Consider the following 23,703-nt stretch of genomic DNA (forward strand, 5'->3'; position numbering starts at 1 on the left):
TAACCCTACCTTACTTGCGGAACGGGAAGTCAAAGGCAGCCAGCAGAGCACGGCCTTCTTCATCAGATTTCGCAGTAGTGGTAATGGTAATATCCAAACCACGCACGCGGTCGACTTTATCGTAGTCGATCTCTGGGAAGATGATCTGCTCACGGACACCCATGCTGTAGTTACCACGACCGTCGAAAGACTTAGCGGACAAGCCACGGAAGTCACGGATACGTGGTACAGCAATAGTGATCAGGCGCTCAAAGAACTCCCACATGCGTTCGCCACGCAGAGTTACTTTACAGCCGATCGGATAGCCCTGACGGATTTTGAAGCCTGCAACAGATTTGCGTGCTTTGGTGATCAGCGGTTTTTGACCGGAGATTGCTGTCAGGTCAGCTGCTGCGTTATCCAGCAGTTTCTTGTCAGCGATCGCTTCACCAACACCCATGTTCAGGGTGATCTTCTCGACCCGAGGGACTTGCATGACAGAATTGTAGTTAAACTCAGTCATGAGTTTGTTCACTACTTCGTCTTTGTAGTAATCATGCAGTTTCGCCATCGTACTACTCCAAATTACTTGATAGTTTCGCTGTTAGACTTGAAGAAACGGACTTTTTTCCCGTCTTCGAATCTAAAGCCTACACGGTCAGCCTTGCCGGTTGCCGCATTGAAGATTGCAACGTTAGAAACCTGAATAGCAGCTTCTTTTTCAACGATGCCGCCTGGTTGGTTCAGGGCCGGAACCGGCTTCTGATGTTTCTTAACCAGGTTGATACCTTCAACAATGACCTTGCCGGAAGACAGGACATTTTTTACTTTACCGCGTTTACCTTTATCTTTACCGGTTAACACGATAACTTCGTCATCACGACGGATTTTCGCTGCCATGATTCGCTCCTTAGAGTACTTCTGGTGCCAGAGAGATAATTTTCATGAACTTTTCAGTACGAAGTTCACGAGTTACCGGCCCAAAGATACGCGTGCCGATTGGCTGCTCACTGTTATTGTTCAAAATAACGCATGCATTACCATCGAAGCGAATGACAGAACCGTCAGGGCGACGAACACCCTTCTTGGTGCGCACCACTACCGCTTTCAGCACATCACCTTTTTTGACCTTACCACGTGGAATTGCTTCTTTGATGGTGATCTTGATGATGTCGCCTACGCCTGCGTAGCGACGGTGCGAGCCACCCAGAACCTTGATACACATTACGCGACGTGCACCGGAGTTGTCGGCGACGTTCAGCATAGTCTGTTCTTGGATCATTTTAGTGCTCCGCTAATGTCAACTACTACCTGAGACTCTAAAATCAGAGCCGTTAAAAAGCCCCATATCGAGGGCGCGGCATTATAACACCGCTTCTACAATATGGGTAGAAAAAATAAACGGCTCATCGCTGAGCCGTTTATTCGTATTGAGAATGCGTACTCTATTACAGAACCGCTTTCTCTACAACGCGAACCAGCGTCCAGGACTTAGTCTTGGACAGTGGACGGCATTCACGGATTTCAACCTTGTCGCCGATACCACATTCGTTGTTCTCGTCATGTACGTGCAGTTTGGTCGTACGTTTGATGAATTTACCGTAGATCGGGTGTTTCACAATACGTTCGATAGCTACAACGATGGATTTCTCCATCTTGTCGCTAACAACACGACCTTGCAGAGTACGGATTTTATCGGTCATTACGCACCCGCCTTCTGAGTCAGTAAAGTCTTAACGCGCGCAACATTGCGACGCACTTGCTTCAGCAGGTGAGTCTGTTGCAGCTGGCCACTTGCAGCCTGCATACGCAGGTTGAACTGCTCACGCAGCAGGTTCAGCAGCTCAGCGTTCAGCTCTTCAACGCTTTTTTCACGCAGCTCTTTTGCTTTCATTACATCACCGTCTTAGTTACAAAGGTGGTTTTGATAGGCAGTTTCGCTGCTGCCAGGCCGAAGGCTTCACGGGCCAGCTCTTCCGGAACGCCGTCCATTTCATAAAGGACTTTGCCCGGTTGGATCAAGGCAACCCAGTACTCCACGTTACCTTTACCTTTACCCATACGAACTTCCAGCGGCTTCTCGGTGATCGGTTTGTCCGGGAATACACGGATCCAGATCTTACCTTGACGCTTAACTGCACGGGTCATTGCACGACGTGCTGCTTCGATCTGACGTGCAGTCAGACGACCACGGCCAACAGCTTTCAGACCGAAAGTGCCGAAGCTAACATCCGTACCCTGCGCCAGACCACGGTTGCGGCCTTTGTGCACTTTACGGAATTTTGTACGCTTTGGTTGTAACATCAGCGACGCTCCTTATTTACGGCCTTTACGCTGCTGCTTTTTAGGTTGAGCAGCCGGTTTTTCCGGTTGTTCAACAGCAGCCATACCACCCAGGATCTCACCTTTGAAGATCCATACCTTAACGCCGATTACACCGTAAGTGGTGTGCGCTTCAGAGGTGTTGTAGTCGATGTCAGCACGCAGAGTGTGCAGCGGTACGCGACCTTCGCGGTACCATTCGGTACGTGCGATTTCCGCGCCGCCCAGACGGCCGCTAACTTCAACTTTGATACCCTTAGCGCCCAGACGCATTGCGTTCTGTACAGCACGCTTCATAGCACGACGGAACATAACACGACGTTCCAGCTGTGAAGTGATGCTGTCAGCAACCAATTTAGCGTCCAGTTCAGGCTTACGAACTTCAGCGATATTGATCTGTGCAGGAACGCCAGCGATATCCGCTACGACCTTGCGCAGTTTTTCTACGTCTTCGCCTTTCTTACCGATAACGATGCCAGGACGAGCAGTGTGAATGGTTACACGAATGCTCTTAGCTGGACGCTCGATAACGATACGAGATACAGACGCTTTAGCCAGTTCCTTAGTCAGGTACTGACGTACTTTAAAATCGCTGTCCAGGTTGTCAGCGAATTCTTTGGTGTTCGCAAACCAGGTAGAGTTCCATGGTTTTACAATACCCAGGCGAATACCATTAGGATGTACTTTCTGACCCATTGCTAGTCTCCAGAGTCTCAGCGATCGGACACAACCACAGTAATGTGGCTGGTGCGCTTCAGGATGCGATCTGCACGACCTTTCGCACGCGGCATAATGCGCTTCATGCTTGGGCCTTCATCTACGAAAATTTTCGCGACTTTCAGATCGTCGATGTCAGCGCCATCGTTGTGTTCAGCGTTAGCAATGGCAGATTCCAGTACTTTCTTGACCAATACCGCAGCTTTCTTGTTGGTATAGGTCAGGATGTCCAGGGCCTGCGACACTTTCTTACCGCGAATCAGGTCAGCAACAAGGCGAACCTTCTGAGCAGAAGAACGAGCATGGCGATGTTGAGCTAAAGTTTCCATCTCTTCCTCCTACCTTATTTCTTCTTCGCTTTTTTATCAGCAGCGTGGCCGCGATAAGTACGAGTCGGTGCGAATTCACCCAGTTTGTGACCAACCATTTCGTCGGTAACAAAGACTGGAACGTGCTGACGACCATTATGGACAGCGATGGTCAAACCGATCATGTTAGGAAAGATCGTTGAACGACGGGACCAAGTGCGCAGGGGCTTCTTGTCTCCGCTTTCCACCGCTTTCTCTACCTTCTTCAGCAAGTGCAGGTCAATAAAAGGACCTTTCTTGAGAGAACGTGGCATGGCTTATCCTCTAAAATTATTTGCTACGGCGACGTACGATAAATTTATCAGTACGCTTGTTGCTGCGGGTCTTCTTACCTTTGGTCTGAACGCCCCACGGAGTTACCGGGTGCTTACCAAAGTTACGACCTTCACCACCACCATGTGGGTGGTCTACTGGGTTCATCGCAGTACCGCGAACGGTAGGACGAACACCACGCCAGCGTGCAGCACCAGCTTTACCCAGAACGCGCAGCATATGCTCAGCATTGCCAACTTCGCCCAGAGTAGCGCGGCAATCTGCTTCGACTTTACGCATTTCACCAGAACGCAGACGCAGGGTGACATAAGCACCGTCACGAGCAACGATCTGAACGTAAGTACCCGCGGAACGCGCCAGCTGACCGCCTTTACCTGGTTTCATTTCTACGTTATGAACGGTAGAACCAACCGGGATATTGCGCATCGGCAGGGTGTTGCCTGCTTTGATTGCAGCATCAACGCCAGACTGAATCTGGTCGCCAGCTTTCAGGCCTTTAGGGGCCAGGATGTAACGGCGTTCACCGTCTTTGTACAGAACCAGCGCGATGTTCGCGGAACGGTTCGGATCGTACTCAAGACGTTCAACAACTGCTGGGATACCGTCTTTGTTGCGTTTGAAGTCAACAATACGATAAGCCTGCTTGTGGCCACCACCGATGTGACGAGTGGTGATACGGCCATTGTTGTTACGACCACCGGATTTGCTGTTTTTTTCCAGCAACGGAGCAAAAGGTTTGCCCTTGTGCAGCTCAGGGTTAACCACTTTAACTACGTGGCGACGACCCGGAGATGTCGGTTTACATTTAACAACTGCCATTGTATTACTCCTCCGACTTACTCAGCGCCGCCAACGAAGTCCAGGTTCTGGCCTTCTTTAAGGGTGACGTAAGCTTTTTTCCAGTCGCTACGACGACCGATACGCTGTCCGTGACGTTTAACTTTCCCTTTAACAACCAGGGTGTTAACGACTTCGACTTCGACTTCAAACAGTTTCTGCACAGCAGCTTTGATCTCTGCTTTGGTCGCGTCTTTAGCAACTTTGAGAACGATGGTGTTTGTTTTTTCCATCGCAGTAGACGCTTTTTCAGAAACGTGCGGTGCGCGAAGCACCTTCAGCAGACGTTCTTCACGAATCATGCCAGCATCTCCTCAACTTGCTTAACAGCATCAGCAGTCATTACGACTTTGTCGAAGGCGATCAGGCTAACCGGGTCGATACCAGTCGCATCGCGTACGTCAACCTTGTGCAGGTTACGTGCGGCCAGGAACAGGTTCTCGTCCAGCTCACCGGTGATGATCAGCACATCTTCCAGAGCCATGTCTTTCAGTTTCTGTGCCAGCAGCTTAGTTTTAGGCGCTTCTACAGAGAACTTCTCGACAACGATCAGACGATCCTGACGTACCAGTTCGGACAGAATGCTTTTCAGCGCGCCGCGGTACATCTTTTTGTTAACTTTTTGACTGTGGTCCTGTGGACGCGCAGCGAAGGTCACGCCACCTGAACGCCAGATCGGGCTCTTGATAGAACCTGAACGCGCACGGCCGGTACCTTTCTGGCGCCATGGCTTTTTGCCAGAACCAGTTACTTCAGCACGAGTCTTCTGAGCACGAGTACCCTGACGAGCACCAGCTGCATAAGCAACAACAACCTGGTGAACCAGCGCTTCGTTGAAATCACGACCGAAGGTAGTTTCGGAAACAGTCAGCGCGCTCTGCGCGTCTTTCAATACTAATTCCATTGCTATCCCCTTACGCCTTCACAGCTGGTTTAACGATCAGGTCGCTACCGGTAGCACCCGGAACAGCACCCTTAACCAGCAGCAGGTTGCGCTCAGCGTCAACACGTACTACGTCCAGGCTCTGAACGGTTACACGTTCGTTACCCAGCTGACCTGCCATTTTCTTGCCTTTGAACACTTTGCCCGGAGTCTGGTTCTGACCGATAGAACCCGGAACGCGGTGAGACAAGGAGTTACCGTGAGTAGCGTCCTGGGTACGGAAGTTCCAGCGCTTAACGGTACCAGCAAAACCTTTACCTTTAGAGGTACCGGTTACGTCAACTTTTTTAACGTCAGCAAACAGCTCAACGCTAATGTCTTGACCTACGGTGAACTCTTCGCCTTCAGCAAGACGGAATTCCCACAGACCACGGCCAGCTTCAACGCCAGCTTTAGCGAAGTGACCCGCTTCTGGTTTGGTTACACGGTTAGCTTTTTTAGCACCGGTGGTAACCTGAACAGCGCGGTAGCCATCGTTAGCCAGATCTTTAACCTGAGTAACGCGGTTTGCTTCAACTTCGATTACGGTTACTGGGATAGAAACGCCATCTTCAGTGAAGATGCGGGTCATTCCCACTTTTTTACCGACTAAACCAATCATTGTTTCAACCTCTCAATCGCTCGATGACCTGATTAACCCAGGCTGATCTGCACGTCTACACCGGCAGCCAGATCCAGACGCATCAGAGCATCAACGGTTTTCTCAGTTGGCTCAACGATGTCAACCAGACGCTTGTGAGTGCGGATTTCGTACTGATCACGCGCATCTTTGTTAACGTGCGGAGAGATCAGAACGGTAAAGCGCTCTTTGCGGGTCGGCAGCGGGATCGGACCACGGACTTGCGCACCAGTGCGCTTAGCAGTCTCGACGATTTCCGCGGTTGATTGATCGATCAGACGATGATCAAACGCTTTAAGGCGGATACGGATTCTTTGGTTCTGCATGAGACCAGAGCTCCAATTATTTTATAAACGAAAATGATTACTCCTCAAACCCATTACGATTGATGGGAGAGTGTAACCGTTCTTACGTAGCTCCCCGATTGGGAGCATTGTTGAGTAACAAAATTAGCTACTCCGGTTCAGATTGAACCCGCCGTCAACTACGACAAGCCCGCGCATTATACGTAAATCTGAGCAAGACGCAAGTGCCGTTTAGAAATTAAGCGCCAAAGACATGCGATGCGTAGGGCATTCCATTATTTGCAGCAACCTGTCTGCTTTCATCTCTTCTTATGAACCCCTCACGCAATTCCTGTGTACGGACGTTGCTGGCCTTGCATCATGAGAAGAGTATGCACCAAACATCTTTGAGGCTTTGCGTATGCTGATTCCCCTCCCCTTTCTGCTCGTTTACTTCGCACTCTCCGGTTTACTGGTACGTGAAGATATTCGTGCCGGCCTTCTCCCGGATAAATACCTCTGTCCCCTCTTATGGACCGGCCTGCTCTTCCAGCTTTGCCTTCATCCTGACTTTCTTTCGAACGCAGTGGCTGGCGCGATGGCAGGGTATGTGAGCTTTGCGATTATCTACTGGGGCTACCGGCTTCTGACTGGACGTGAAGGGATGGGCTATGGCGATGTGAAATATCTTTCGGCACTGGGGGCGTGGCACGGTTGGCACATATTGCCCGCACTGGTGTTAACCGCCGCATTGTTGGCGCTTCTTTACCAGCTGATTCTCGCTTTACCGGCTCCTGATAAACAGGCATTAAAAAACCCACTGCCTTTTGGGCCATTTCTGGCGGCAGCGGGTTTAAGCGTTGGCTGGCAGACGCTGTTTAGTCAGCCACTTTAATCTGGGATTGAAGATAATTCTGCAGACCAATTTTACTGATGAGATCCAGCTCAGTTTCAAGCCAGTCAATGTGCCCTTCTTCATCGGCCAGAATCTGGATCATCATATCGCGGCTGACGTAGTCATGAACACTGTCCGCATAGGCAATGGCTTCGCGGAGATCTTTTGCGCCTTCAAGCTCCAGCCTGAGGTCGGACCGTAGCATCTCTTCAACATCTTCACCGATGCCGAGTTTGCCGAGATCCTGCAGGTTAGGAATGCCTTCAAGGAATAAAATACGCTCGATGTATTTATCGGCATGTTTCATCTCATCGATGGATTCGTGGTATTCAACATCGTTGAGGCGCATCAGGCCCCAGTTTTTGAACATTCTCGCATGGAGAAAATACTGATTGATTGCGACAAGCTCATTTCCCAATAATTTATTGAGATAACTTATGATTTTAACATCACCTTTCATTATATAGTCCCTCCGCTTCCACTCATTGAAGCGTAGATCGGGCTACAGGGATGTCAAAAAAAAGATGGGCGCTTACGCAATCTCTTTGTATTCCGGGATCTGCATCAATTCGTCCTGCATGATCTCACGTGCAGCACGTACACATTTACCGCATTGATTTCCCACTGGAACAAATTTGCGAAGCTGCTGAAAAGATTGTGGCTGAAACTGGCGAACGGCCTGACGTATTTTTTTGTCGCTTACACCATTACATAAACAAACGTACATAAAGACTCCCGTTCAAAATATGCGCAAAGTGTAAGTGAGAATGGTTATGATTACAATAGCACAAACCCCCGTATACGGGGCGGGAGAGGACGAAAAATGCGAAAATTTGTGACAGACACATAACGGCAGAAAACAAAAAAGGACGCCGAAGCGTCCTTTTTTAATTCAGGGATAAGTAATTAGCCCAGAACTTTAGCAACAACGCCCGCGCCAACGGTACGGCCACCTTCACGGATTGCGAAACGCAGACCGTCGTCCATCGCGATTGGGTGGATCAGCGTCACAACCATCTTGATGTTGTCGCCTGGCATTACCATCTCAACGCCTTCTGGCAGTTCGATGGTACCGGTCACGTCAGTTGTACGGAAGTAGAACTGTGGACGGTAGCCTTTGAAGAACGGAGTATGACGGCCGCCTTCGTCTTTGGACAGGATATACACTTCAGATTCGAACTTGGTGTGTGGCTTGATTGAGCCTGGCTTAGCCAGTACCTGACCACGTTCGATTTCTTCACGTTTGATACCACGCAGCAGAACACCTACGTTCTCACCAGCACGGCCTTCGTCCAGCAGTTTGCGGAACATTTCAACGCCAGTACAGGTAGACTTAGCAGTCTCTTTGATACCAACGATTTCAACTTCTTCGCCAACTTTGATGATACCGCGCTCAACACGACCGGTAACAACGGTACCACGACCGGAGATGGAGAATACGTCTTCGATTGGCAGCAGGAACGGCTTATCAATCGCACGCTCTGGTTCTGGGATGTAAGAATCCAGGAAGCCAGCCAGTTCGATGATTTTCGCTTCCCACTCAGCGTCGCCTTCCAGCGCTTTCAGCGCGGAACCACGAACGATTGGGGTGTCGTCGCCTGGGAAATCGTACTGAGACAGCAGTTCACGAACTTCCATCTCTACCAGTTCCAGCAGCTCTTCGTCATCAACCATGTCACATTTGTTCAGGAACACGATGATGTAAGGAACGCCTACCTGACGACCCAGCAGGATGTGCTCACGAGTCTGAGGCATTGGGCCGTCAGTCGCAGCAACAACCAGGATCGCGCCGTCCATCTGCGCAGCACCGGTGATCATGTTTTTAACATAGTCGGCGTGGCCTGGGCAGTCTACGTGTGCGTAGTGGCGAGTCGGGGTGTCATATTCAACGTGAGAAGTGTTGATGGTGATACCACGCGCTTTTTCTTCTGGTGCGTTATCGATCTGGTCGAATGCACGAGCAGCACCGCCGTAGGTTTTAGCCAGTACGGTAGTGATTGCAGCGGTCAGGGTAGTTTTACCATGGTCAACGTGGCCGATAGTACCAACGTTGACGTGCGGTTTTGTACGTTCAAATTTTTCTTTAGACACGGCTATATTCCTTACTATAGTGCTCTCCCCTTCGGAGAGAGCACGGGACTTAGGTTTTAATCCTGTGGATTACTTACCACGGGCTTCGATAACGGCCTGAGCAACGTTGTTAGGCGCATCATCATACTTCAGGAATTCCATGGTGTATGATGCACGACCTTTGGTCAGAGAACGCAGCTGAGTTGCATATCCGAACATTTCAGACAGCGGAACTTCAGCATGGATCTTAACGCCAGTTACTTCGGATTCCTGACCGCGCAGCATACCGCGACGACGGCTCAAGTCACCGATAACGTCACCGGTGTTCTCTTCAGGAGTCTCTACTTCAACCTTCATGATTGGCTCAAGCAGAACTGGTTTTGCTTTCTTAAAGCCTTCTTTAAAGGCAATAGACGCAGCCAGTTTAAACGCCAGTTCAGAGGAGTCAACGTCGTGGTAAGAACCGAAGTGCAGACGGACACCCATGTCAACAACCGGATAGCCAGCCAGAGGGCCCGCTTTCAGCTGTTCCTGGATACCTTTATCAACGGCTGGGATGTATTCGCCAGGAATTACACCACCTTTGATGTCGTTGATGAACTCGTAACCTTTAGGGTTAGAGCCCGGCTCCAGTGGGTACATGTCGATCACAACGTGACCGTACTGACCGCGACCACCAGACTGCTTAGCGTGTTTACCTTCAACATCGGTAACTTTCGCACGAATCGCTTCGCGGTAAGCAACCTGAGGTTTACCCACGTTCGCTTCAACGTTGAATTCACGCTTCATACGGTCAACGATGATGTCCAGGTGCAGTTCACCCATACCAGCGATGATGGTCTGGTTAGATTCTTCATCAGTCCATACGCGGAATGATGGGTCTTCTTTCGCCAGACGGCCCAGAGCCAGACCCATTTTTTCCTGGTCAGCTTTGGTTTTTGGTTCAACCGCGATGGAGATTACCGGCTCAGGGAATTCCATACGCTCCAGAATGATCGGGTGATCCGGGTCACACAGGGTGTCACCAGTAGTCACGTCTTTCAGACCGATTGCTGCAGCGATGTCGCCCGCACGAACTTCTTTGATCTCTTCACGTTTGTTAGCGTGCATCTGTACGATACGGCCAAAACGTTCACGCGCCGTTTTCACGGAGTTCAGGATGGTGTCACCGGAGTTAACCACACCAGAGTAAACGCGGAAGAAGGTCAGGTTACCCACGAATGGGTCGGTAGCAATTTTGAACGCCAGTGCAGAGAACGGCTCTTCGTCGCTTGCGTGACGTTCAGCCGGAGTATCTTTACCGTCGTCCAGGATGCCGTTGATCGCAGGAACGTCAACCGGGGATGGCAGGTAATCAATTACCGCATCCAGCATCGCCTGAACACCTTTGTTCTTGAATGCAGAACCACAGGTTACCAGGATGATTTCGTTGTTCAGAACACGCTGACGCAGAGCTTTTTTGATCTCTTCTTCAGTCAGTTCTTCACCACCCAGGTATTTCTCCATCAGCTCTTCAGAAGCTTCAGCAGCGGATTCGATCAGGTTCTGGTGCCATTCGTCAGCCAGGTCCTGCATCTCAGCTGGGATATCTTCGTATTCGAAGGTAACGCCCTGGTCTGCATCGTTCCAGTTGATGGCTTTCATTTTCACCAGGTCGATAACGCCGGTGAAGCCTTCTTCAGCACCAATTGCCAGCTGCAGCGGAACAGGGTTCGCGCCCAGACGGGATTTGATCTGACCAACAACTTTCAGGAAGTTAGCACCCATACGGTCCATTTTGTTAACGAACGCGATGCGTGGAACTTTATATTTGTTCGCCTGACGCCATACGGTCTCAGACTGTGGCTGAACACCACCAACTGCGCAATAAACCATTACCGCGCCGTCAAGAACACGCATGGAACGTTCTACTTCGATGGTGAAGTCAACGTGCCCTGGGGTGTCGATGATGTTAACGCGATGCGGTTCGTACTGCTTAGCCATACCTGACCAGAATGCAGTAGTCGCTGCGGAGGTGATAGTAATACCACGCTCCTGCTCCTGTTCCATCCAGTCCATGGTGGCTGCGCCGTCATGAACTTCACCGATTTTATGGTTTACACCGGTGTAGAACAGAATACGTTCGGTAGTAGTGGTCTTACCGGCGTCGATGTGCGCACTGATACCAATGTTACGGTAACGTGCGATGGGTGTTGTACGAGCCATTTGATTCCTCGTTTGTTTCTTTAGGCGTTCAGTTAAGTAACCCAGGACGGGCAGCTTCGCTGAAGCGCCCGCCTGGTGACTAATACTCCGAAGGGATTACCAACGGTAGTGTGCGAACGCCTTGTTGGCTTCTGCCATACGGTGAACGTCTTCACGTTTCTTAACTGCAGTACCTTTGTTTTCTGCAGCATCAGAAAGTTCGTTCGCCAGACGCAGAGCCATGGATTTATCACCGCGTTTACGAGCAGCTTCAACGATCCAACGCATTGCCAGAGCATTACGACGAACCGGACGAACTTCAACTGGAACCTGATAAGTAGAACCACCAACGCGGCGAGACTTAACTTCTACAGTCGGGCGCACGTTGTCGAGAGCGACTTCGAAAGCTTCCAGTTCATTTTTACCAGAGCGCTGAGCCAGGGTCTCCAGCGCGCTGTATACGATTGCTTCTGCAGTAGATTTTTTACCATCTACCATCAGGATATTTACAAATTTTGCCAGCAGTTCTGATCCGAATTTCGGATCTGGAAGAATTTTACGCTGACCAATGACGCGACGACGTGGCATGGGAATACTCCGTTGTTAATTCAGGATTGTCCAAAACTCTACGAGTTTAGTTTGACATTAAGATAAATCAGTTTGGCCTTACTTAACGGAGAACCATTAAGCCTTAGGACGCTTCACGCCGTACTTGGAGCGAGCCTGCTTACGGTCTTTAACACCTGAGCAGTCCAGCGCACCACGAACGGTGTGGTAACGAACACCCGGAAGGTCTTTAACACGACCGCCACGGATCAGGATCACGGAGTGCTCCTGCAGGTTGTGACCTTCACCACCGATGTAGGAAGTCACTTCGAAACCGTTAGTCAAACGCACACGGCATACTTTACGCAGTGCGGAGTTTGGTTTTTTAGGAGTGGTGGTATATACACGAGTACATACGCCACGTTTCTGCGGGCAGGCTTCCAGTGCAGGCACGTTGCTTTTTGCAACTTTGCGCGCACGTGGTTTGCGTACCAGCTGGTTAACTGTTGCCATTAAATAGCTCCTGGTTTTAGCTTTTGCTTCGTAAACACGTAATAAAACGACCTCATACAATATGAGGACGCGAAATTTTAGGGCTACGTCGAAAAGGTGTCAAGAAATATACAGCGATCTCGGATCACCAGTTCATTTGACTGGCGTGCGTCACAGTAAGATTGACGAAATCAGTATAGCCAACCACGTCAATTTTGGCTGAAATTTGACCAGAAAGACCTCGCGCCTCAAGATCGTCTTTCAGCGCAGAGACGGATATGGGGGCATTGCTGAGAATTTCAACGAAACGACTCCCTTCAAGCGCAGCCAGTACGCCATCCTGAATCAGCAGCAGGTCATCACCTTCGCGCAGCATGCTCAGTAATGCGTCGATATCACAATGCCACGGTGAACGGCTCAGGGTATGGAGCATGTCAGCCTCAGAAATTCAGAACAGTGTCGTAATGGGAAAGTTGGTCGCGCAGCGCGTCGGCCGGGAGGAGTGTGACATCCAGCACGAAAGACGTCTTATCGCTCAGACCGCGCGCAGCAAGAGAATCAGCGCAGACAAAAAAGGTTTCAATGTCGTAAAGCGGCAGCACTTTAAAGGTCGCGATGTAATCCCGCGCCAGAATAGCCTGCGGCTGCTGGCCTGCCAGAAGCTGAAACACGCCATCCCCTAAAAAGAAGACACCGATGTCTTCGGTCAGCGCTGATGTTGCGAGCAACGCATCCAGCCCTTCTCTGCCGGACGCACTACCGTGCGGAGCAGATGAAAAAACAAACGCCACGCGTTTCATCAGAATTGCACCACTCTGTCGCAGGTTAACGCAGCCTGTGCCAGTGCGCCTAGACCGCTCAACGAAAACCCCGGCTGCAGGTTGGCCCCTGGCAAGCCAAGACGTTCAGCTTCGGTGGCATCGGTCACGCCGCGACGCAGGGCTGCCGCCACGCAGATATGCAGCGCAACCCCCCTTGTCTCGTTCAGCGTCTGCCAGGCGCGCACCAGATCAAATTCATCGCTGGCCGGTGAGGTAAACTGGTTGGCGTTATACACCCCTTCCCGATAAAAGAAGACGCTCACCAGCTCATGTCCGGCAGCCAGTAACGCATGCGCAAACTGCAGCGCGCTGCTGGCCTGCTGAGTACCATACGCCGGGCCTGTCACCATCAGCGAAAAACGCATTACTTGTCTTGCCCCTGGAAATCACCGCTTTTGAACTGGCGGATGTAGAGGTAGACCGTATGCTTGGAAATGTTCAGGCGATCGGCCACCTGGTTAATGGCGTCTTTGATGTCAAAAATCCCTTTCTCATAGAGATTCAGCACGATCTGACGATTCTTGGCGTTGTTCGATACGTTGCGATCGGCATTCACCTCTTCGATAGTGAACTCAAGCGTCTGCGTCACCAGATCTTCAACCGAGGAGGCAAAGTTAACTGAGGAGCCAACGTCCGGCGTTTCAGGCGGTATGAAAGTGCTCATGATTTGCGAGAACGGCACATCAAGGTTCATGTTGATGCACAACAGACCGATCACGCGATGCTCGCGATTTCGAATCGCGATGGTTTCTGATTTCATCAGTACGCCGCTTTTGGCGCGGGTGAAATAACATTTGGAGACGCTGCTGTCCGCGCCGGTCATGTCATGCAGCATACGCAATGCAAGGTCGGTGATTGGCGAACCAATTTTACGGCCAGTATGCTCACCATTAGCAATGCGGATGGCGGAACACTTAAGATCTTGCAGGGAGTGCAATACGATTTCGCAGTGGGACCCAATGAGCATCGCTAACCCGTCCACTACCGCCTCGTAGGATTTCAGAATATCGAAGTCGGTCTGGTCGAAAGGACGTTGATCCAGTAAATCAAGTTCACTGGTTTCGTTGGTTAAAAGCGACCTGGACATGAAAAAAACACTCCTTTTCAGGAGCCTGTCGTTAGGTTTTCAGGGCAGGCTCATTATCTACACGGACAACTAAATTAATACAGCGTGCATAACGCTTTCCAGTGTTAATTATATCTGCCCCACAATAAAAAAAACCGCCGCCTTAAAGGCGGCGGTTTTCATTCCATTACTTCTTCGCGTCTGTCGCAGCTTTCTGTTCTGCCTGCGCTTCTGGTTTCGCATCAGCTTTCGGCGCTGGCTTGATGTCCAGCAGCTCTACGTCAAAGACCAGGGTAGAGTTAGCAGGGATACCTGGAACGCCGGTTTTGCCATATGCCAGATCCGGTGGAATAACCAGTTTGATCTTGCCGCCTTTCTTGATGTTTTTCAGACCTTCAGTCCAGCCTGGGATCACACCATCCAGACGGAAGGAGAGAGGCTCACCACGGGTGTAAGAGTTATCGAACTCTTTACCGTCGATCAGCGTACCTTTGTAGTTAACCACGACAGTATCGCTGTCTTTAGGCGCGTCACCGGTACCTTCTTTCTCAACTTTGTACACCAGACCCGTAGAGGAGGTTTTCACGCCCTTCTCTTTAGCAAAGGTATCGCGGTAGGCTTTGCCTTTCGCTTCGTTGTCTTTTGCATCCGCTTCCATCTTAGTCTGAGCGGCACCTTTCACACGTGCTTCGAACGCCTGCAGAGTCTGTTCAATTTCCTGGTCAGACAGTTTGCTCTTATCTGCAAATGCGTCCTGAACGCCCGCGATCAGCTGAGCTTTGTCCAGTTTAATGCCCAGTTTCTCTTGTTCTTTCAGAGAGTTTTCCATGTAACGACCCAGAGATGCGCCAAGTGCGTAGGCGGATTTCTGGTCGTCATTTTTGAACGCCGCTTTGCTGTCTGCAGTTGCAGCAGGCTTCGCAGCAGTATCAGCAGCGAAGGACAGCGGCGCGTTCAGCGCAACAGCCATCGTCGTCGCCAGCAGCGTTACTTTAAACAGTGATTTCATCCATATCTCCAGGGCCTGGGGACTCTCACCCCAGCGTTAAACGTAAATGAGTTACGTACTATAAAACGTTGCGGAAGAAATCTACAGACAGACTCTCCCGATTCTCGCCACTTTTCAGACTATTTTTGTTTAAATAAGTTTCTTGCCAAGGGGATAGATACTGAACTTAAGGATAAACTCAGTTAAACTTCGCCGCCGCTGGCCGATTGTGGTTAATGAGATACAACGAGGTGAATGATGAAGGACACAATGTTAGAAGCGAGAATGGCTGAGCTGGAAAGCCGCCTGGCTTTTCAGGACATCACCATCGAAGAGCTAAACCAGACCGTGACCGCACATGAACTGGAAATGGCGAAACTGCGGGATCTCATGCGCCTGCTGACGGACAAACTGAAGGCCACACAGCCGTCACATATTGCCTCTCAGTCAGAAGAGACGCCACCACCTCATTATTGAGGCGTAAAAAAAGCGGGATTATTATCCCGCTTTTTTATTTTCCGCATAACGGAATTAGTGGCAACCGCAGCCGCCGTTACCGCAACCACCTTTACCGTGGTCGTGACCATGGTCGTGATCGTGGCCGTGACCACCACAGCAGCCGTCGTGGCCGTGATCGTGGTCATGGTCGTGACCGTGCGCACCGTGAACGTGGCCATGAGCCAGCTCTTCTTCGGTCGCTTCACGGATCGCAACAACTTCTACGTTGAATTTCAGGTTCTGGCCAGCCAGCATGTGGTTGCCGTCAACCACAACGTGGTCGTCTTCCACTTCAGTGATTTCAACAGGAACCGGACCCTGGTCAGTTTCCGCCAGGAAGCGCATGCCAACCTGCAGTTCGTCAACGCCCATGAACACGTCTTTAGGAACGCGCTGCACCAGGTTGTCGTCGTACTGACCGTAAGCGTCGTTCGCGCCAACAGCAACGTCGAATTTGTCGCCAACGTCGTGACCTTCCAGCGCGTTTTCCAGGCCGGAAATCAGGGAACCGTGACCATGCAGGTAGTCAAGCGGCGCACTCACCGGAGACTCATCAACCAACACACCGTCTTCTGTACGTACCTGATAGGCCAGGCTGACCACCAGGTCTTTTGCTACTTTCATGATATCTCCTGAGCAAGGGAAAATTGCTGGCGCAGATTGTAGCGGAAATCTGCACCCGTGTACCCTTTAGCTTAAAAAAACTCAGGGCATATCGCTAGTCCGGATGAAAAATCCCGATAACTTGCTCTTCTTTGCGAACATGATCGCGGGCTTCTTTATCCGCCTCGCGCATCTGATGACCGCACTTAACACACTCTACGACATCAATATTATTTTCCCGCCACATCGCCAGCGTATCTTGCGCCTGGCAGCTCGGGCATTTTGCGCCCGCAATAAAGCGTTTACGTACAGCCATCTTTCGTTACCCTTTATTCAAATTCATCCCAGCCATCGAGCTGGCGTCGTTCCTGTTGCATCTCTCGCTGGAAAATCTCTTCCAGCTCCCGACGCGCTTCCCGCACGCGGGAGATCTGCGCCGTATCAGAGTGTACCGGCATTAATTCGCGCAGCATTCGCATGTCCAGCCGGCGAAAATGCATCTGGGCCCGCTGAGCCTGATGAGGATGCATGCCCAGCGAAATCAGCGCTTTACGTCCCAACTCCAGCGCACTGGAAAATGTCTCACGGGAGAAGTGCTTCACACCTGCCTGCAGCAGTTCGTGCGCTTCAACACGTCCACGCGCACGCGCCAGAATATGCAGATGCGGGAAATGCTGCTGGCACAGTTCCACCAGCTTCATCGTATCTTCCGGATCGTTGCAGGTAATCACGATGGATTCTGCCGCTTCTGCTCCCGCTGAACGCAACAGTTCGAGCTGGGTCGCGTCGCCGTAGTAAACCTTGTAGCCGTATTTACGCATCAGGTTCACCGCGCTGATATCGCGCTCCAGCACCGTGATGCGCATTTTGTTCGCCATCAGCAGACGTCCAATCACCTGCCCAAAGCGGCCAAAGCCCACCACAATCACCTGCGGCTTATCATCCTCCACCCATGGCATCTCATCTTCATCCTCTGTCGGATTTAAGCGCCGCGAGAGCAGCTTATCCACCAGCCTGATGAGCAGCGGGGTGGTCATCATCGACAGCGTGACCGTTACCAGCAGCAGCGCCATCTGATCGTCTTTAAACAGCTTCTGGGAGGAGGCGGTGGAGAACAGCACGAACGCGAACTCTCCGCCCTGACTTAAGACGCTGGCAAACTGCATGCGCTCGGAACTGCGCAGCCCGTATATCCGTGCCATGACGTACAGCACCAGCGTTTTTACCGCCACCAGCACAACAACGCTCATCACCACCCACAGCAGATGGGTATAGAGCACGCCCAGGTTGAGCGCCATTCCCACCGAAATAAAGAACAACCCTAACAGCAGCCCTTTAAACGGATCGATAGCCGTTTCCAGTTCGTGACGATATTCGCTTTCAGCAAGGAGCACCCCGGCGATAAACGTACCGAGCGCCATCGACAGCCCCAGCGCGTCCATAAACAATGCCGAGCCCAGCACCAGCAGCAGCGTCGCGGCAGTAAACACCTCGCGCACGCCAGAGGCGGCAATAAAACGAAACACCGGCCGCAGCAGGAAACGTCCGCCAATCAGCATGCCGGCGAAGGCCAGCACCTTCATGGAGATTTTGACCCAGTCAAAATGATCGTCACCAGAGCCTGCCAGTAACGGCACCAGTGCCAGCGCCGGGATCACGGCCAGGTCCTGAAACAGCAGTACCGAAAAGCCCAGCTGTCCTGCCTCGTTGCGGTTCATCCCTTTGTCACGCATTAACTGCAGCGCCATCGCTGTCGACGACATCGCAAGACCTATTCCGCCGATCACCGCCGCCTGCCACGAGAAGTTGGTCAGCATTAACAGCCCGGCCAGAATTGCGGCACTGAACAAGACCTGCGCCGCCCCCACGCCAAATATCGATCGCCGGAGCTGCCACAGTTTTGACGGGTTCAGTTCGAGGCCAATGATGAACATCAGGAACACTACGCCCAGTTCAGAGAAGTGGAGAATTTCATCCACATCGCTGATGAATCCCAGTCCCCAGGGGCCAATGGCGATCCCGGCCAGCAGGTAGCCCAGCACCGCGCCAATGCCCAGCCGGGCGGCCAGCGGAACCGCCACCACTGCGGCAAATAAAAACAGCACGCCGGCCAGGAGTAAATTCGATCCTTCCATTAGCGACCTCCCGCCGATATCGGTGATGCAAGCCAATCGCCATACGCTCTGGCGTGGCTCGCCAGCGCTTCAGGCTTCTGGCGACGCGCCCAGTAGACAATAATCGGGCTCATCCAGTGCATGCGGCACATCGCAGCCGTCAGCTCAAACGGCCGCAGGATATCACTCATGGGATAACGGTTAAGACCGTCGTGGCGGTAAGCGCTCTCTGGCTCACCGGTCGTAATGACACTGCGCCAGTACTTTCCCGCCAGCTGGTTGCCCCCCACCCCGCTGGAGAACCCCCGGCTCAGCACACGGTCCAGCCACTCTTTCAGCAGTGCCGGACAGCTATAGGTATAAAGCGGATGCTGGAACACAATCACGTCATGCTGACGCAGCAGTTCCTGCTCGTAAGGAATATCAATAAAGAAATCAGGATAGTGCGCGTAGAGATCGTGCACCGTCACATTGCTGAGCTGAGTAGCCGGCTTAAGCAGAACCCGGTTTGCCACCGAGTCCTGAGATTCCGGATGGGCATACAGCAGCAGCACTTTCGCTGTCTGAGACATCACTCCCCTCCCGGTTCTGTTTCTGTTTTTGTGTATCGTCGTTGTTTTGGGCTACCATGGCGGCCCGGTGCGGAAAATGGCCCACACCTTACATTATCATAATGACAAATTAACATAGTCGGAACATACGGCGCTTCTATGATTGTTTTCTCCTCGTTACAAATTCGCCGCGGCGTGCGCGTCCTGCTGGATAACGCCTCCGCCACCATCAATCCCGGTCAAAAAGTGGGTCTGGTCGGCAAAAACGGCTGCGGAAAATCGACCCTGCTTGCGCTGCTGAAAAACGAGATTAGCGCTGACGGCGGTAACTTTACCTATCCGGGCAACTGGCAGCTTGCCTGGGTAAATCAGGAGACGCCTGCCCTGAGCGAACCCGCTCTCGACTATGTTATCGACGGCGATCGTGAATACCGTAAGCTGGAAGCTGAACTGAACGCCGCCAACGAGCGTAATGACGGTCATGCTATCGCCACCGTCCACGGTAAGCTGGACGCCATCGACGCATGGACCATTCGCTCCCGCGCCTCCAGCCTGCTGCACGGTCTGGGTTTCAGCAACGAACAGCTTGAACGCCCCGTCAGCGACTTCTCCGGCGGCTGGCGTATGCGCCTTAACCTGGCGCAGGCACTGATTTGCCGTTCCGACCTGCTGCTGCTTGATGAACCCACTAACCACCTCGATCTCGATGCGGTTATTTGGCTGGAGAAGTGGCTCAAGAGCTATCAGGGCACTCTGATTCTGATCTCCCACGACCGCGACTTCCTCGACCCGGTGGTGGATAAAATCATTCATATCGAACAGCAAAGCCTGTTTGAATACACTGGCAACTACAGCTCATTCGAGCGCCAGCGCGCGACGCGCCTTGCTCAACAGCAGGCAATGTACGAAAGCCAGCAGCAGCGCGTGGCGCATCTGCAAAGCTTTGTTGACCGCTTCAAGGCAAAAGCGTCTAAAGCCAAGCAGGCCCAGAGCCGCATCAAGATGCTGGAACGCATGGAGATGATCGCCCCGGCGCACGTCGATAACCCGTTCCACTTCAGTTTTCGCGAGCCCGAGAGCCTGCCGAACCCACTGCTGAAGATGGAAAAGGTGAGCGCTGGCTACGGCGATCGCATTATTCTCGACTCCATCAAGCTCAACCTGGTGCCGGGTTCACGTATTGGTCTGCTGGGGCGTAACGGCGCCGGTAAATCGACGCTGATTAAACTGCTGGCGGGCGAGCTTAACCCGGTCAGCGGCGAGATCGGCCTGGCAAAAGGCATTAAGCTTGGCTACTTCGCCCAGCATCAGCTGGAATTCTTACGCGCGGATGAATCGCCCATCCAGCACCTCGCGCGACTGGCACCGCAGGAGATGGAGCAGAAGCTGCGCGATTACCTTGGCGGCTTTGGCTTCCAGGGCGATAAAGTCACCGAAAACACCGAACGTTTCTCCGGCGGCGAAAAAGCGCGTCTGGTGCTGGCGCTCATCGTCTGGCAACGCCCGAACCTGCTGCTGCTCGATGAACCTACAAACCACCTCGATCTCGACATGCGTCAGGCGCTGACCGAAGCGTTAATTGAGTTTGAAGGCGCGCTGGTTGTCGTCTCGCACGATCGTCACCTGATCCGCTCCACAACGGACGATCTCTATTTAGTGCACGATGGCAAAGTCGAGCCGTTCGATGGCGATCTGGAAGACTACCAGCAGTGGCTGACGGACGTGCAGAAGCAGGAAAACCAGCCGGACGACTCGTCGAAAGATAACGCCAACAGCGCCCAGGCGCGTAAAGACCAGAAGCGCCGTGAAGCGGAACTGCGTACTCAGACCCAGCCGCTGCGTAAAGAGATTGCCCGTCTCGAAAAGGAGATGGAGAAACTTAACGCTCTGCTGGCTACCGTTGAAGAGAAGCTGGGCGACAGCGGTCTGTATGACCAGAGCCGTAAGGCGGAACTGACCGACTGCCTGCAGACACAGGCGAAGACGAAATCCAGCCTCGAAGCGTGCGAGATGGCGTGGCTGGACGCCCAGGAACAGCTGGAAGCCATGCTGCAGGCCGACTAAATCCCCGGGAGGGTTATGAGTTTCGATATCACGAGCGACATTACATTTCGTAAACTCAGCATCTTCATGACCTTTATGGAGAAGGGCAATATCGCCCGTACCGCCGAAGCGCTTGGCCTGAGCGGCGTTAGCGTGCACCGCGCGCTGCATACTCTCGAAGAAAATGTGCGCTGCCCGCTCTTTACGCACAAAGGTCGCAATCTCATTGCGCTGCCTTCGGCCTGGACGCTGCTGGAATATTGTCAGGAAGTAATGCAGGTAATGGCGCGCGGGCTGGAAGAAGCGCGCAAAACGGCCGGCGTTGGCCAGGGACGACTGCGCGTCGGCACACTCTACTCGCTGACGCTGGAAACCGTGCCACGCCTGATTATGGGGATGAAACTGCGCCGTCCGGACCTGGAGATGGACCTGACGATGGGCTCTAACGAGACCCTGTTGCGTATGCTGGACGACGGTTTGCTCGACGCCATCCTCATCTCTATTTCCGAAAGCGATATCGACCGCAACAGTCTGGAAGTGCTCCCCCTGTTCCATGACGACATTTTTCTTGCCGCGCCGGCCTCTGCCACGCTGAACACCAGCGGGCCTGCCGACTTACGTGATTACAAAGAGCAGAAGTTTGTCGCGCTGTCGGAAGGGTTTGCCACCTACGCCGGGTTTCAGGAGGCGTTTCATATTGCCGGTTTCGAACCGGAAATCGTCACCCGCGTAAATGACATTTTCTCGATGCTGAGTCTGGTGCAGGCGGGCGTGGGCTTTACGCTCATGCCAGGCAGAATGAAGAAAGTGTATGAGAACTCAGTACAGCTACTGAAGCTGGCCCAGCCGTATCAAATGCAGCAGTTGATTGCCATTGTGTTTGCCCGCAACCGCGAGCAAGACCCCAGCCTGCGGGCACTGGCAGCCGAAGGGCGAATGTATGCCCGCAGTATCGCCACCGACCCTGCGCAGACCCTACCGCTGTAGCCGCTTAGCGAGGTGTACCGCCACGTCTACACCACTGCGCTCCAGCGAAACCGACTCCCCTTCCCAGGCCGCCTGACGCGTCAGGCAGGTCAGTACTCCGCCTGGTGGCATTTCAATCGCCAGCCGAGCTTCACGCTCGTTGGCAGAAATCACCGCTTCCTGCCAGCGCACCGTGCGCGCCATATTCATCGCCAGATCGTCCGCGATTTTCTCAGGCGTCCAGAGCACGCGTCCTGTGCTGCCGCTCAGGTAAGCACAGCGCGGGCGTGTGAGCGTGACGGATGTGAATGCCTCCACCAGCTTGTGCGCCGGCTCCGCCAGCAGCTCGCAATGGGAAGGCACGCTGACGGTCAGCCGATGCGCCTTATTAGCCCCTTTTGCCAGCGCGCGTTTCGCCACCTGCGCCATCCCCTCATCGGTGCCGGCGATCACAATCTGCGTTTCCGCGTTCAGATTGGCGATATACGTTCCGGTGCCTTCCAGCAACGCTTCAACCTGAGGCAGGGTCAGCCCCATTATCGCGGTCAGGCCATAACCGTGCGGATAGGCTTGCTCCATGAGATCGCCACGCAGCGCGACCAGCTTCAGCGCGTCGGCAAATTCCAGCGCTCCGGCAATGACCGCGGCCGGATACGCGCCAATAGACAGACCGCTGACGATATCCGGTGCCACGCCGCGTTGTTCAAGCTCACGCGCCCAGGCAACACCGGCAATTAACAACGAAAGCTGAACGGCTCGCGTGTGGGTTAACGCTGCCGCGCTATCCAGCATATCGACTTCGTCACCCAATACCTCGCGGGCCTGCTCCAGCGTCGTGCCAGGCAGGTTTTGCAGCATACCGACATGCTGGGTGCCCTGCCCTGGAAAGGTAAACAGTATTTTCATCACTCCTCCCTGTGCCACGGGTCCGCCACCAGGCGCGGCCCACGGCGGGTCTTCAGCAACGTTTTGCCGTCGCGCAGCCACTCCGTCAGCGCAAAGCCGCCTTCAGGGGTGTCGACCTGGGTGTCTGCCCGACATAACGCGCGGCTGAGCTGTGACGCCCAGACACGCAAAGCGTCAGCCGTCAGAGGCTGAGGGGCTCGCACCAGCAGATCGAGATCGCTGTCGGCATGAATGACCGGGATACCGGTCGCCAGGGCGTAGCCCGTGCTGCCCGTAATTCCCCACGTCCACGGCCATGCCTGCTGAGAAAGTTGCAACGCCACCTGCACCGGTGGCTGAGTCACAAACGGTGAACGCAGAAGATCGGCGGTCACGCTCAACGCCTCGGGTGAGACCACCCGCACGACGTTGTCTGGCTTCACCCAACCGGCCGCCCGCTGGTCGCGGCGTAAACCGCGTACGCCAACGGGAATACGGCCAGCGTTATCAACATCACGCCGCACGACCACCGGCAAACCGGTATGCCATACCGCATCCACCCAGTCGTCAGTGATGCCTTCCAGCGCGTCACGCGCGTTAAGCCAGATGAGGTCGTGAGGGCGTAATGTTGTGGTCATG

At 52.9% G+C, this 23,703-nt stretch carries 35 protein-coding genes; 4 read left to right on the forward strand and 31 right to left on the reverse strand.

Annotation, left to right across the window (positions count from 1 at the left end):
• Positions 1-10 precede the first annotated feature (10 nt).
• The 14 genes from rplE to rpsJ all read right to left on the reverse strand — a co-directional run bounded on the left by rplE (position 11) and on the right by rpsJ (position 6,384).
• A complete protein-coding gene (gene rplE, locus JTA15_RS15600; protein WP_001096206.1) occupies positions 11-550 on the reverse strand; it encodes a 50S ribosomal protein L5 in 540 nt (179 codons plus the stop codon).
• Between the two features lie 14 nt (positions 551-564).
• On the reverse strand, positions 565-879 hold the full coding sequence (rplX, locus tag JTA15_RS15605; protein WP_000729185.1) for a 50S ribosomal protein L24: 315 nt from the start codon (positions 877-879) through the stop codon (positions 565-567).
• A 10-nt stretch (positions 880-889) separates the two neighbouring features.
• A complete protein-coding gene (rplN, locus tag JTA15_RS15610) occupies positions 890-1,261 on the reverse strand; it encodes a 50S ribosomal protein L14 (RefSeq protein WP_002919748.1) in 372 nt (123 codons plus the stop codon).
• Between the two features lie 166 nt (positions 1,262-1,427).
• Positions 1,428-1,682 carry a 30S ribosomal protein S17 gene (gene rpsQ / locus JTA15_RS15615; protein ID WP_008503489.1) on the reverse strand — a complete coding sequence of 85 codons (255 nt, stop codon included), beginning with the start codon at positions 1,680-1,682 and terminating at the stop codon, positions 1,428-1,430.
• Positions 1,682-1,873 (reverse strand): 50S ribosomal protein L29, encoded by a 192-nt coding sequence (gene rpmC / locus JTA15_RS15620; RefSeq protein ID WP_003863282.1) that lies wholly within the window; start codon positions 1,871-1,873, stop codon positions 1,682-1,684. Before rpmC ends, rpsQ begins: the two co-directional genes overlap by 1 nt.
• Positions 1,873-2,283 carry a 50S ribosomal protein L16 gene (gene rplP / locus JTA15_RS15625; RefSeq protein ID WP_002919759.1) on the reverse strand — a complete coding sequence of 137 codons (411 nt, stop codon included), beginning with the start codon at positions 2,281-2,283 and terminating at the stop codon, positions 1,873-1,875. Before rplP ends, rpmC begins: the two co-directional genes overlap by 1 nt.
• A 12-nt stretch (positions 2,284-2,295) precedes the next feature.
• Positions 2,296-2,997 (reverse strand): 30S ribosomal protein S3, encoded by a 702-nt coding sequence (gene rpsC / locus JTA15_RS15630; protein ID WP_000529945.1) that lies wholly within the window; start codon positions 2,995-2,997, stop codon positions 2,296-2,298.
• Positions 2,998-3,014: 17 nt separating this feature from the next.
• The gene (rplV, locus tag JTA15_RS15635) at positions 3,015-3,347 is read right to left on the reverse strand and encodes a 50S ribosomal protein L22 (RefSeq protein ID WP_002919773.1); all 333 of its coding nucleotides are present in this window, start codon (positions 3,345-3,347) and stop codon (positions 3,015-3,017) included.
• Between the two features lie 14 nt (positions 3,348-3,361).
• The gene (rpsS, locus tag JTA15_RS15640) at positions 3,362-3,640 is read right to left on the reverse strand and encodes a 30S ribosomal protein S19 (RefSeq protein WP_001138117.1); all 279 of its coding nucleotides are present in this window, start codon (positions 3,638-3,640) and stop codon (positions 3,362-3,364) included.
• Between the two features lie 16 nt (positions 3,641-3,656).
• A complete protein-coding gene (rplB, locus tag JTA15_RS15645; protein ID WP_000301859.1) occupies positions 3,657-4,478 on the reverse strand; it encodes a 50S ribosomal protein L2 in 822 nt (273 codons plus the stop codon).
• A gap of 17 nt (positions 4,479-4,495) precedes the next feature.
• Complete coding sequence (rplW, locus tag JTA15_RS15650; protein WP_000617546.1) at positions 4,496-4,798, reverse strand: 50S ribosomal protein L23; 303 nt, start codon at positions 4,796-4,798, stop codon at positions 4,496-4,498.
• The gene (gene rplD, locus JTA15_RS15655; RefSeq protein ID WP_000424395.1) at positions 4,795-5,400 is read right to left on the reverse strand and encodes a 50S ribosomal protein L4; all 606 of its coding nucleotides are present in this window, start codon (positions 5,398-5,400) and stop codon (positions 4,795-4,797) included. The genes rplW and rplD overlap by 4 nt, the downstream gene beginning before the upstream one ends.
• A 10-nt stretch (positions 5,401-5,410) precedes the next feature.
• Positions 5,411-6,040 carry a 50S ribosomal protein L3 gene (gene rplC, locus JTA15_RS15660; RefSeq protein ID WP_006178923.1) on the reverse strand — a complete coding sequence of 210 codons (630 nt, stop codon included), beginning with the start codon at positions 6,038-6,040 and terminating at the stop codon, positions 5,411-5,413.
• 32 nt (positions 6,041-6,072) lie between these two features.
• Positions 6,073-6,384 carry a 30S ribosomal protein S10 gene (gene rpsJ / locus JTA15_RS15665; protein ID WP_001181005.1) on the reverse strand — a complete coding sequence of 104 codons (312 nt, stop codon included), beginning with the start codon at positions 6,382-6,384 and terminating at the stop codon, positions 6,073-6,075.
• 379 nt (positions 6,385-6,763) lie between these two features.
• Here rpsJ and JTA15_RS15670 point away from each other — a divergent pair, with 379 nt between their 5' ends.
• Positions 6,764-7,237, forward strand: a complete 474-nt coding sequence (locus tag JTA15_RS15670) for an A24 family peptidase (RefSeq protein ID WP_047956186.1) — start codon at positions 6,764-6,766, stop codon at positions 7,235-7,237.
• On the opposite strand, the gene bfr is transcribed toward JTA15_RS15670, so the two are convergent.
• From bfr to fkpA, 11 genes are all read right to left on the reverse strand, one after another.
• On the reverse strand, positions 7,221-7,697 hold the full coding sequence (gene bfr / locus JTA15_RS15675) for a bacterioferritin (protein WP_014171902.1): 477 nt from the start codon (positions 7,695-7,697) through the stop codon (positions 7,221-7,223). The two genes, JTA15_RS15670 and bfr, sit on opposite strands and share 17 nt — an antisense overlap.
• Before the next feature lie 72 nt (positions 7,698-7,769).
• Positions 7,770-7,964 carry a bacterioferritin-associated ferredoxin gene (bfd, locus tag JTA15_RS15680; RefSeq protein WP_008503493.1) on the reverse strand — a complete coding sequence of 65 codons (195 nt, stop codon included), beginning with the start codon at positions 7,962-7,964 and terminating at the stop codon, positions 7,770-7,772.
• A 179-nt stretch (positions 7,965-8,143) separates the two neighbouring features.
• The gene (tuf, locus tag JTA15_RS15685) at positions 8,144-9,328 is read right to left on the reverse strand and encodes an elongation factor Tu (protein WP_023323999.1); all 1,185 of its coding nucleotides are present in this window, start codon (positions 9,326-9,328) and stop codon (positions 8,144-8,146) included.
• Positions 9,329-9,397: 69 nt separating this feature from the next.
• A complete protein-coding gene (fusA, locus tag JTA15_RS15690) occupies positions 9,398-11,512 on the reverse strand; it encodes an elongation factor G (protein ID WP_014171904.1) in 2,115 nt (704 codons plus the stop codon).
• 96 nt (positions 11,513-11,608) lie between these two features.
• Complete coding sequence (gene rpsG / locus JTA15_RS15695; protein ID WP_003861706.1) at positions 11,609-12,079, reverse strand: 30S ribosomal protein S7; 471 nt, start codon at positions 12,077-12,079, stop codon at positions 11,609-11,611.
• 96 nt (positions 12,080-12,175) lie between these two features.
• On the reverse strand, positions 12,176-12,550 hold the full coding sequence (rpsL, locus tag JTA15_RS15700; protein WP_000246815.1) for a 30S ribosomal protein S12: 375 nt from the start codon (positions 12,548-12,550) through the stop codon (positions 12,176-12,178).
• A 124-nt stretch (positions 12,551-12,674) separates the two neighbouring features.
• Complete coding sequence (gene tusB / locus JTA15_RS15705; RefSeq protein WP_014171906.1) at positions 12,675-12,962, reverse strand: sulfurtransferase complex subunit TusB; 288 nt, start codon at positions 12,960-12,962, stop codon at positions 12,675-12,677.
• 7 nt (positions 12,963-12,969) lie between these two features.
• A complete protein-coding gene (tusC, locus tag JTA15_RS15710; RefSeq protein ID WP_014171907.1) occupies positions 12,970-13,329 on the reverse strand; it encodes a sulfurtransferase complex subunit TusC in 360 nt (119 codons plus the stop codon).
• Positions 13,329-13,715 (reverse strand): sulfurtransferase complex subunit TusD, encoded by a 387-nt coding sequence (gene tusD, locus JTA15_RS15715; protein WP_014171908.1) that lies wholly within the window; start codon positions 13,713-13,715, stop codon positions 13,329-13,331. Before tusD ends, tusC begins: the two co-directional genes overlap by 1 nt.
• Entirely contained in the window at positions 13,715-14,437 is a 723-nt protein-coding gene (locus JTA15_RS15720) for a transcriptional regulator (RefSeq protein ID WP_014171909.1), read from the reverse strand. Before JTA15_RS15720 ends, tusD begins: the two co-directional genes overlap by 1 nt.
• Before the next feature lie 166 nt (positions 14,438-14,603).
• The gene (gene fkpA / locus JTA15_RS15725; RefSeq protein WP_014171910.1) at positions 14,604-15,425 is read right to left on the reverse strand and encodes an FKBP-type peptidyl-prolyl cis-trans isomerase; all 822 of its coding nucleotides are present in this window, start codon (positions 15,423-15,425) and stop codon (positions 14,604-14,606) included.
• Positions 15,426-15,662: 237 nt separating this feature from the next.
• Between fkpA and JTA15_RS15730 the strand changes: the two genes are divergently transcribed.
• Positions 15,663-15,881 carry a protein SlyX gene (locus tag JTA15_RS15730; protein ID WP_020884603.1) on the forward strand — a complete coding sequence of 73 codons (219 nt, stop codon included), beginning with the start codon at positions 15,663-15,665 and terminating at the stop codon, positions 15,879-15,881.
• A gap of 54 nt (positions 15,882-15,935) precedes the next feature.
• Here JTA15_RS15730 and slyD read toward each other — a convergent pair whose 3' ends face one another.
• The 4 genes from slyD to kefG form a co-directional block, all read right to left on the reverse strand.
• Positions 15,936-16,526, reverse strand: a complete 591-nt coding sequence (gene slyD, locus JTA15_RS15735; protein ID WP_014171912.1) for a peptidylprolyl isomerase — start codon at positions 16,524-16,526, stop codon at positions 15,936-15,938.
• A 94-nt stretch (positions 16,527-16,620) separates the two neighbouring features.
• Positions 16,621-16,821, reverse strand: coding sequence for a YheV family putative zinc ribbon protein (locus tag JTA15_RS15740; protein ID WP_013099038.1), 201 nt, complete (start codon positions 16,819-16,821; stop codon positions 16,621-16,623).
• Positions 16,822-16,834: 13 nt separating this feature from the next.
• Positions 16,835-18,640, reverse strand: a complete 1,806-nt coding sequence (kefB, locus tag JTA15_RS15745; protein ID WP_020884602.1) for a glutathione-regulated potassium-efflux system protein KefB — start codon at positions 18,638-18,640, stop codon at positions 16,835-16,837.
• A complete protein-coding gene (gene kefG / locus JTA15_RS15750) occupies positions 18,640-19,191 on the reverse strand; it encodes a glutathione-regulated potassium-efflux system ancillary protein KefG (RefSeq protein ID WP_020884601.1) in 552 nt (183 codons plus the stop codon). Before kefG ends, kefB begins: the two co-directional genes overlap by 1 nt.
• Before the next feature lie 138 nt (positions 19,192-19,329).
• Between kefG and JTA15_RS15755 the strand changes: the two genes are divergently transcribed.
• Together JTA15_RS15755 and JTA15_RS15760 are read left to right on the forward strand one after the other, a co-directional pair.
• Entirely contained in the window at positions 19,330-21,234 is a 1,905-nt protein-coding gene (locus JTA15_RS15755; RefSeq protein WP_020884600.1) for an ABC transporter ATP-binding protein, read from the forward strand.
• Positions 21,235-21,249: 15 nt separating this feature from the next.
• Positions 21,250-22,200 (forward strand): LysR family transcriptional regulator, encoded by a 951-nt coding sequence (locus tag JTA15_RS15760; RefSeq protein ID WP_032679092.1) that lies wholly within the window; start codon positions 21,250-21,252, stop codon positions 22,198-22,200.
• On the opposite strand, the gene mdcH is transcribed toward JTA15_RS15760, so the two are convergent.
• Together mdcH and JTA15_RS15770 are read right to left on the reverse strand one after the other, a co-directional pair.
• Entirely contained in the window at positions 22,189-23,085 is an 897-nt protein-coding gene (gene mdcH, locus JTA15_RS15765; protein WP_219372473.1) for a malonate decarboxylase subunit epsilon, read from the reverse strand. The genes JTA15_RS15760 and mdcH overlap by 12 nt on opposite strands.
• Entirely contained in the window at positions 23,085-23,702 is a 618-nt protein-coding gene (locus tag JTA15_RS15770) for a malonate decarboxylase holo-ACP synthase (RefSeq protein ID WP_032679094.1), read from the reverse strand. Before JTA15_RS15770 ends, mdcH begins: the two co-directional genes overlap by 1 nt.
• Position 23,703 lies beyond the last annotated feature (1 nt).

This window comes from Enterobacter sp. BIDMC 29, from assembly GCF_019378755.1.
GTDB classification, from domain to species: Bacteria; Pseudomonadota; Gammaproteobacteria; order Enterobacterales; family Enterobacteriaceae; genus Enterobacter; species Enterobacter ludwigii.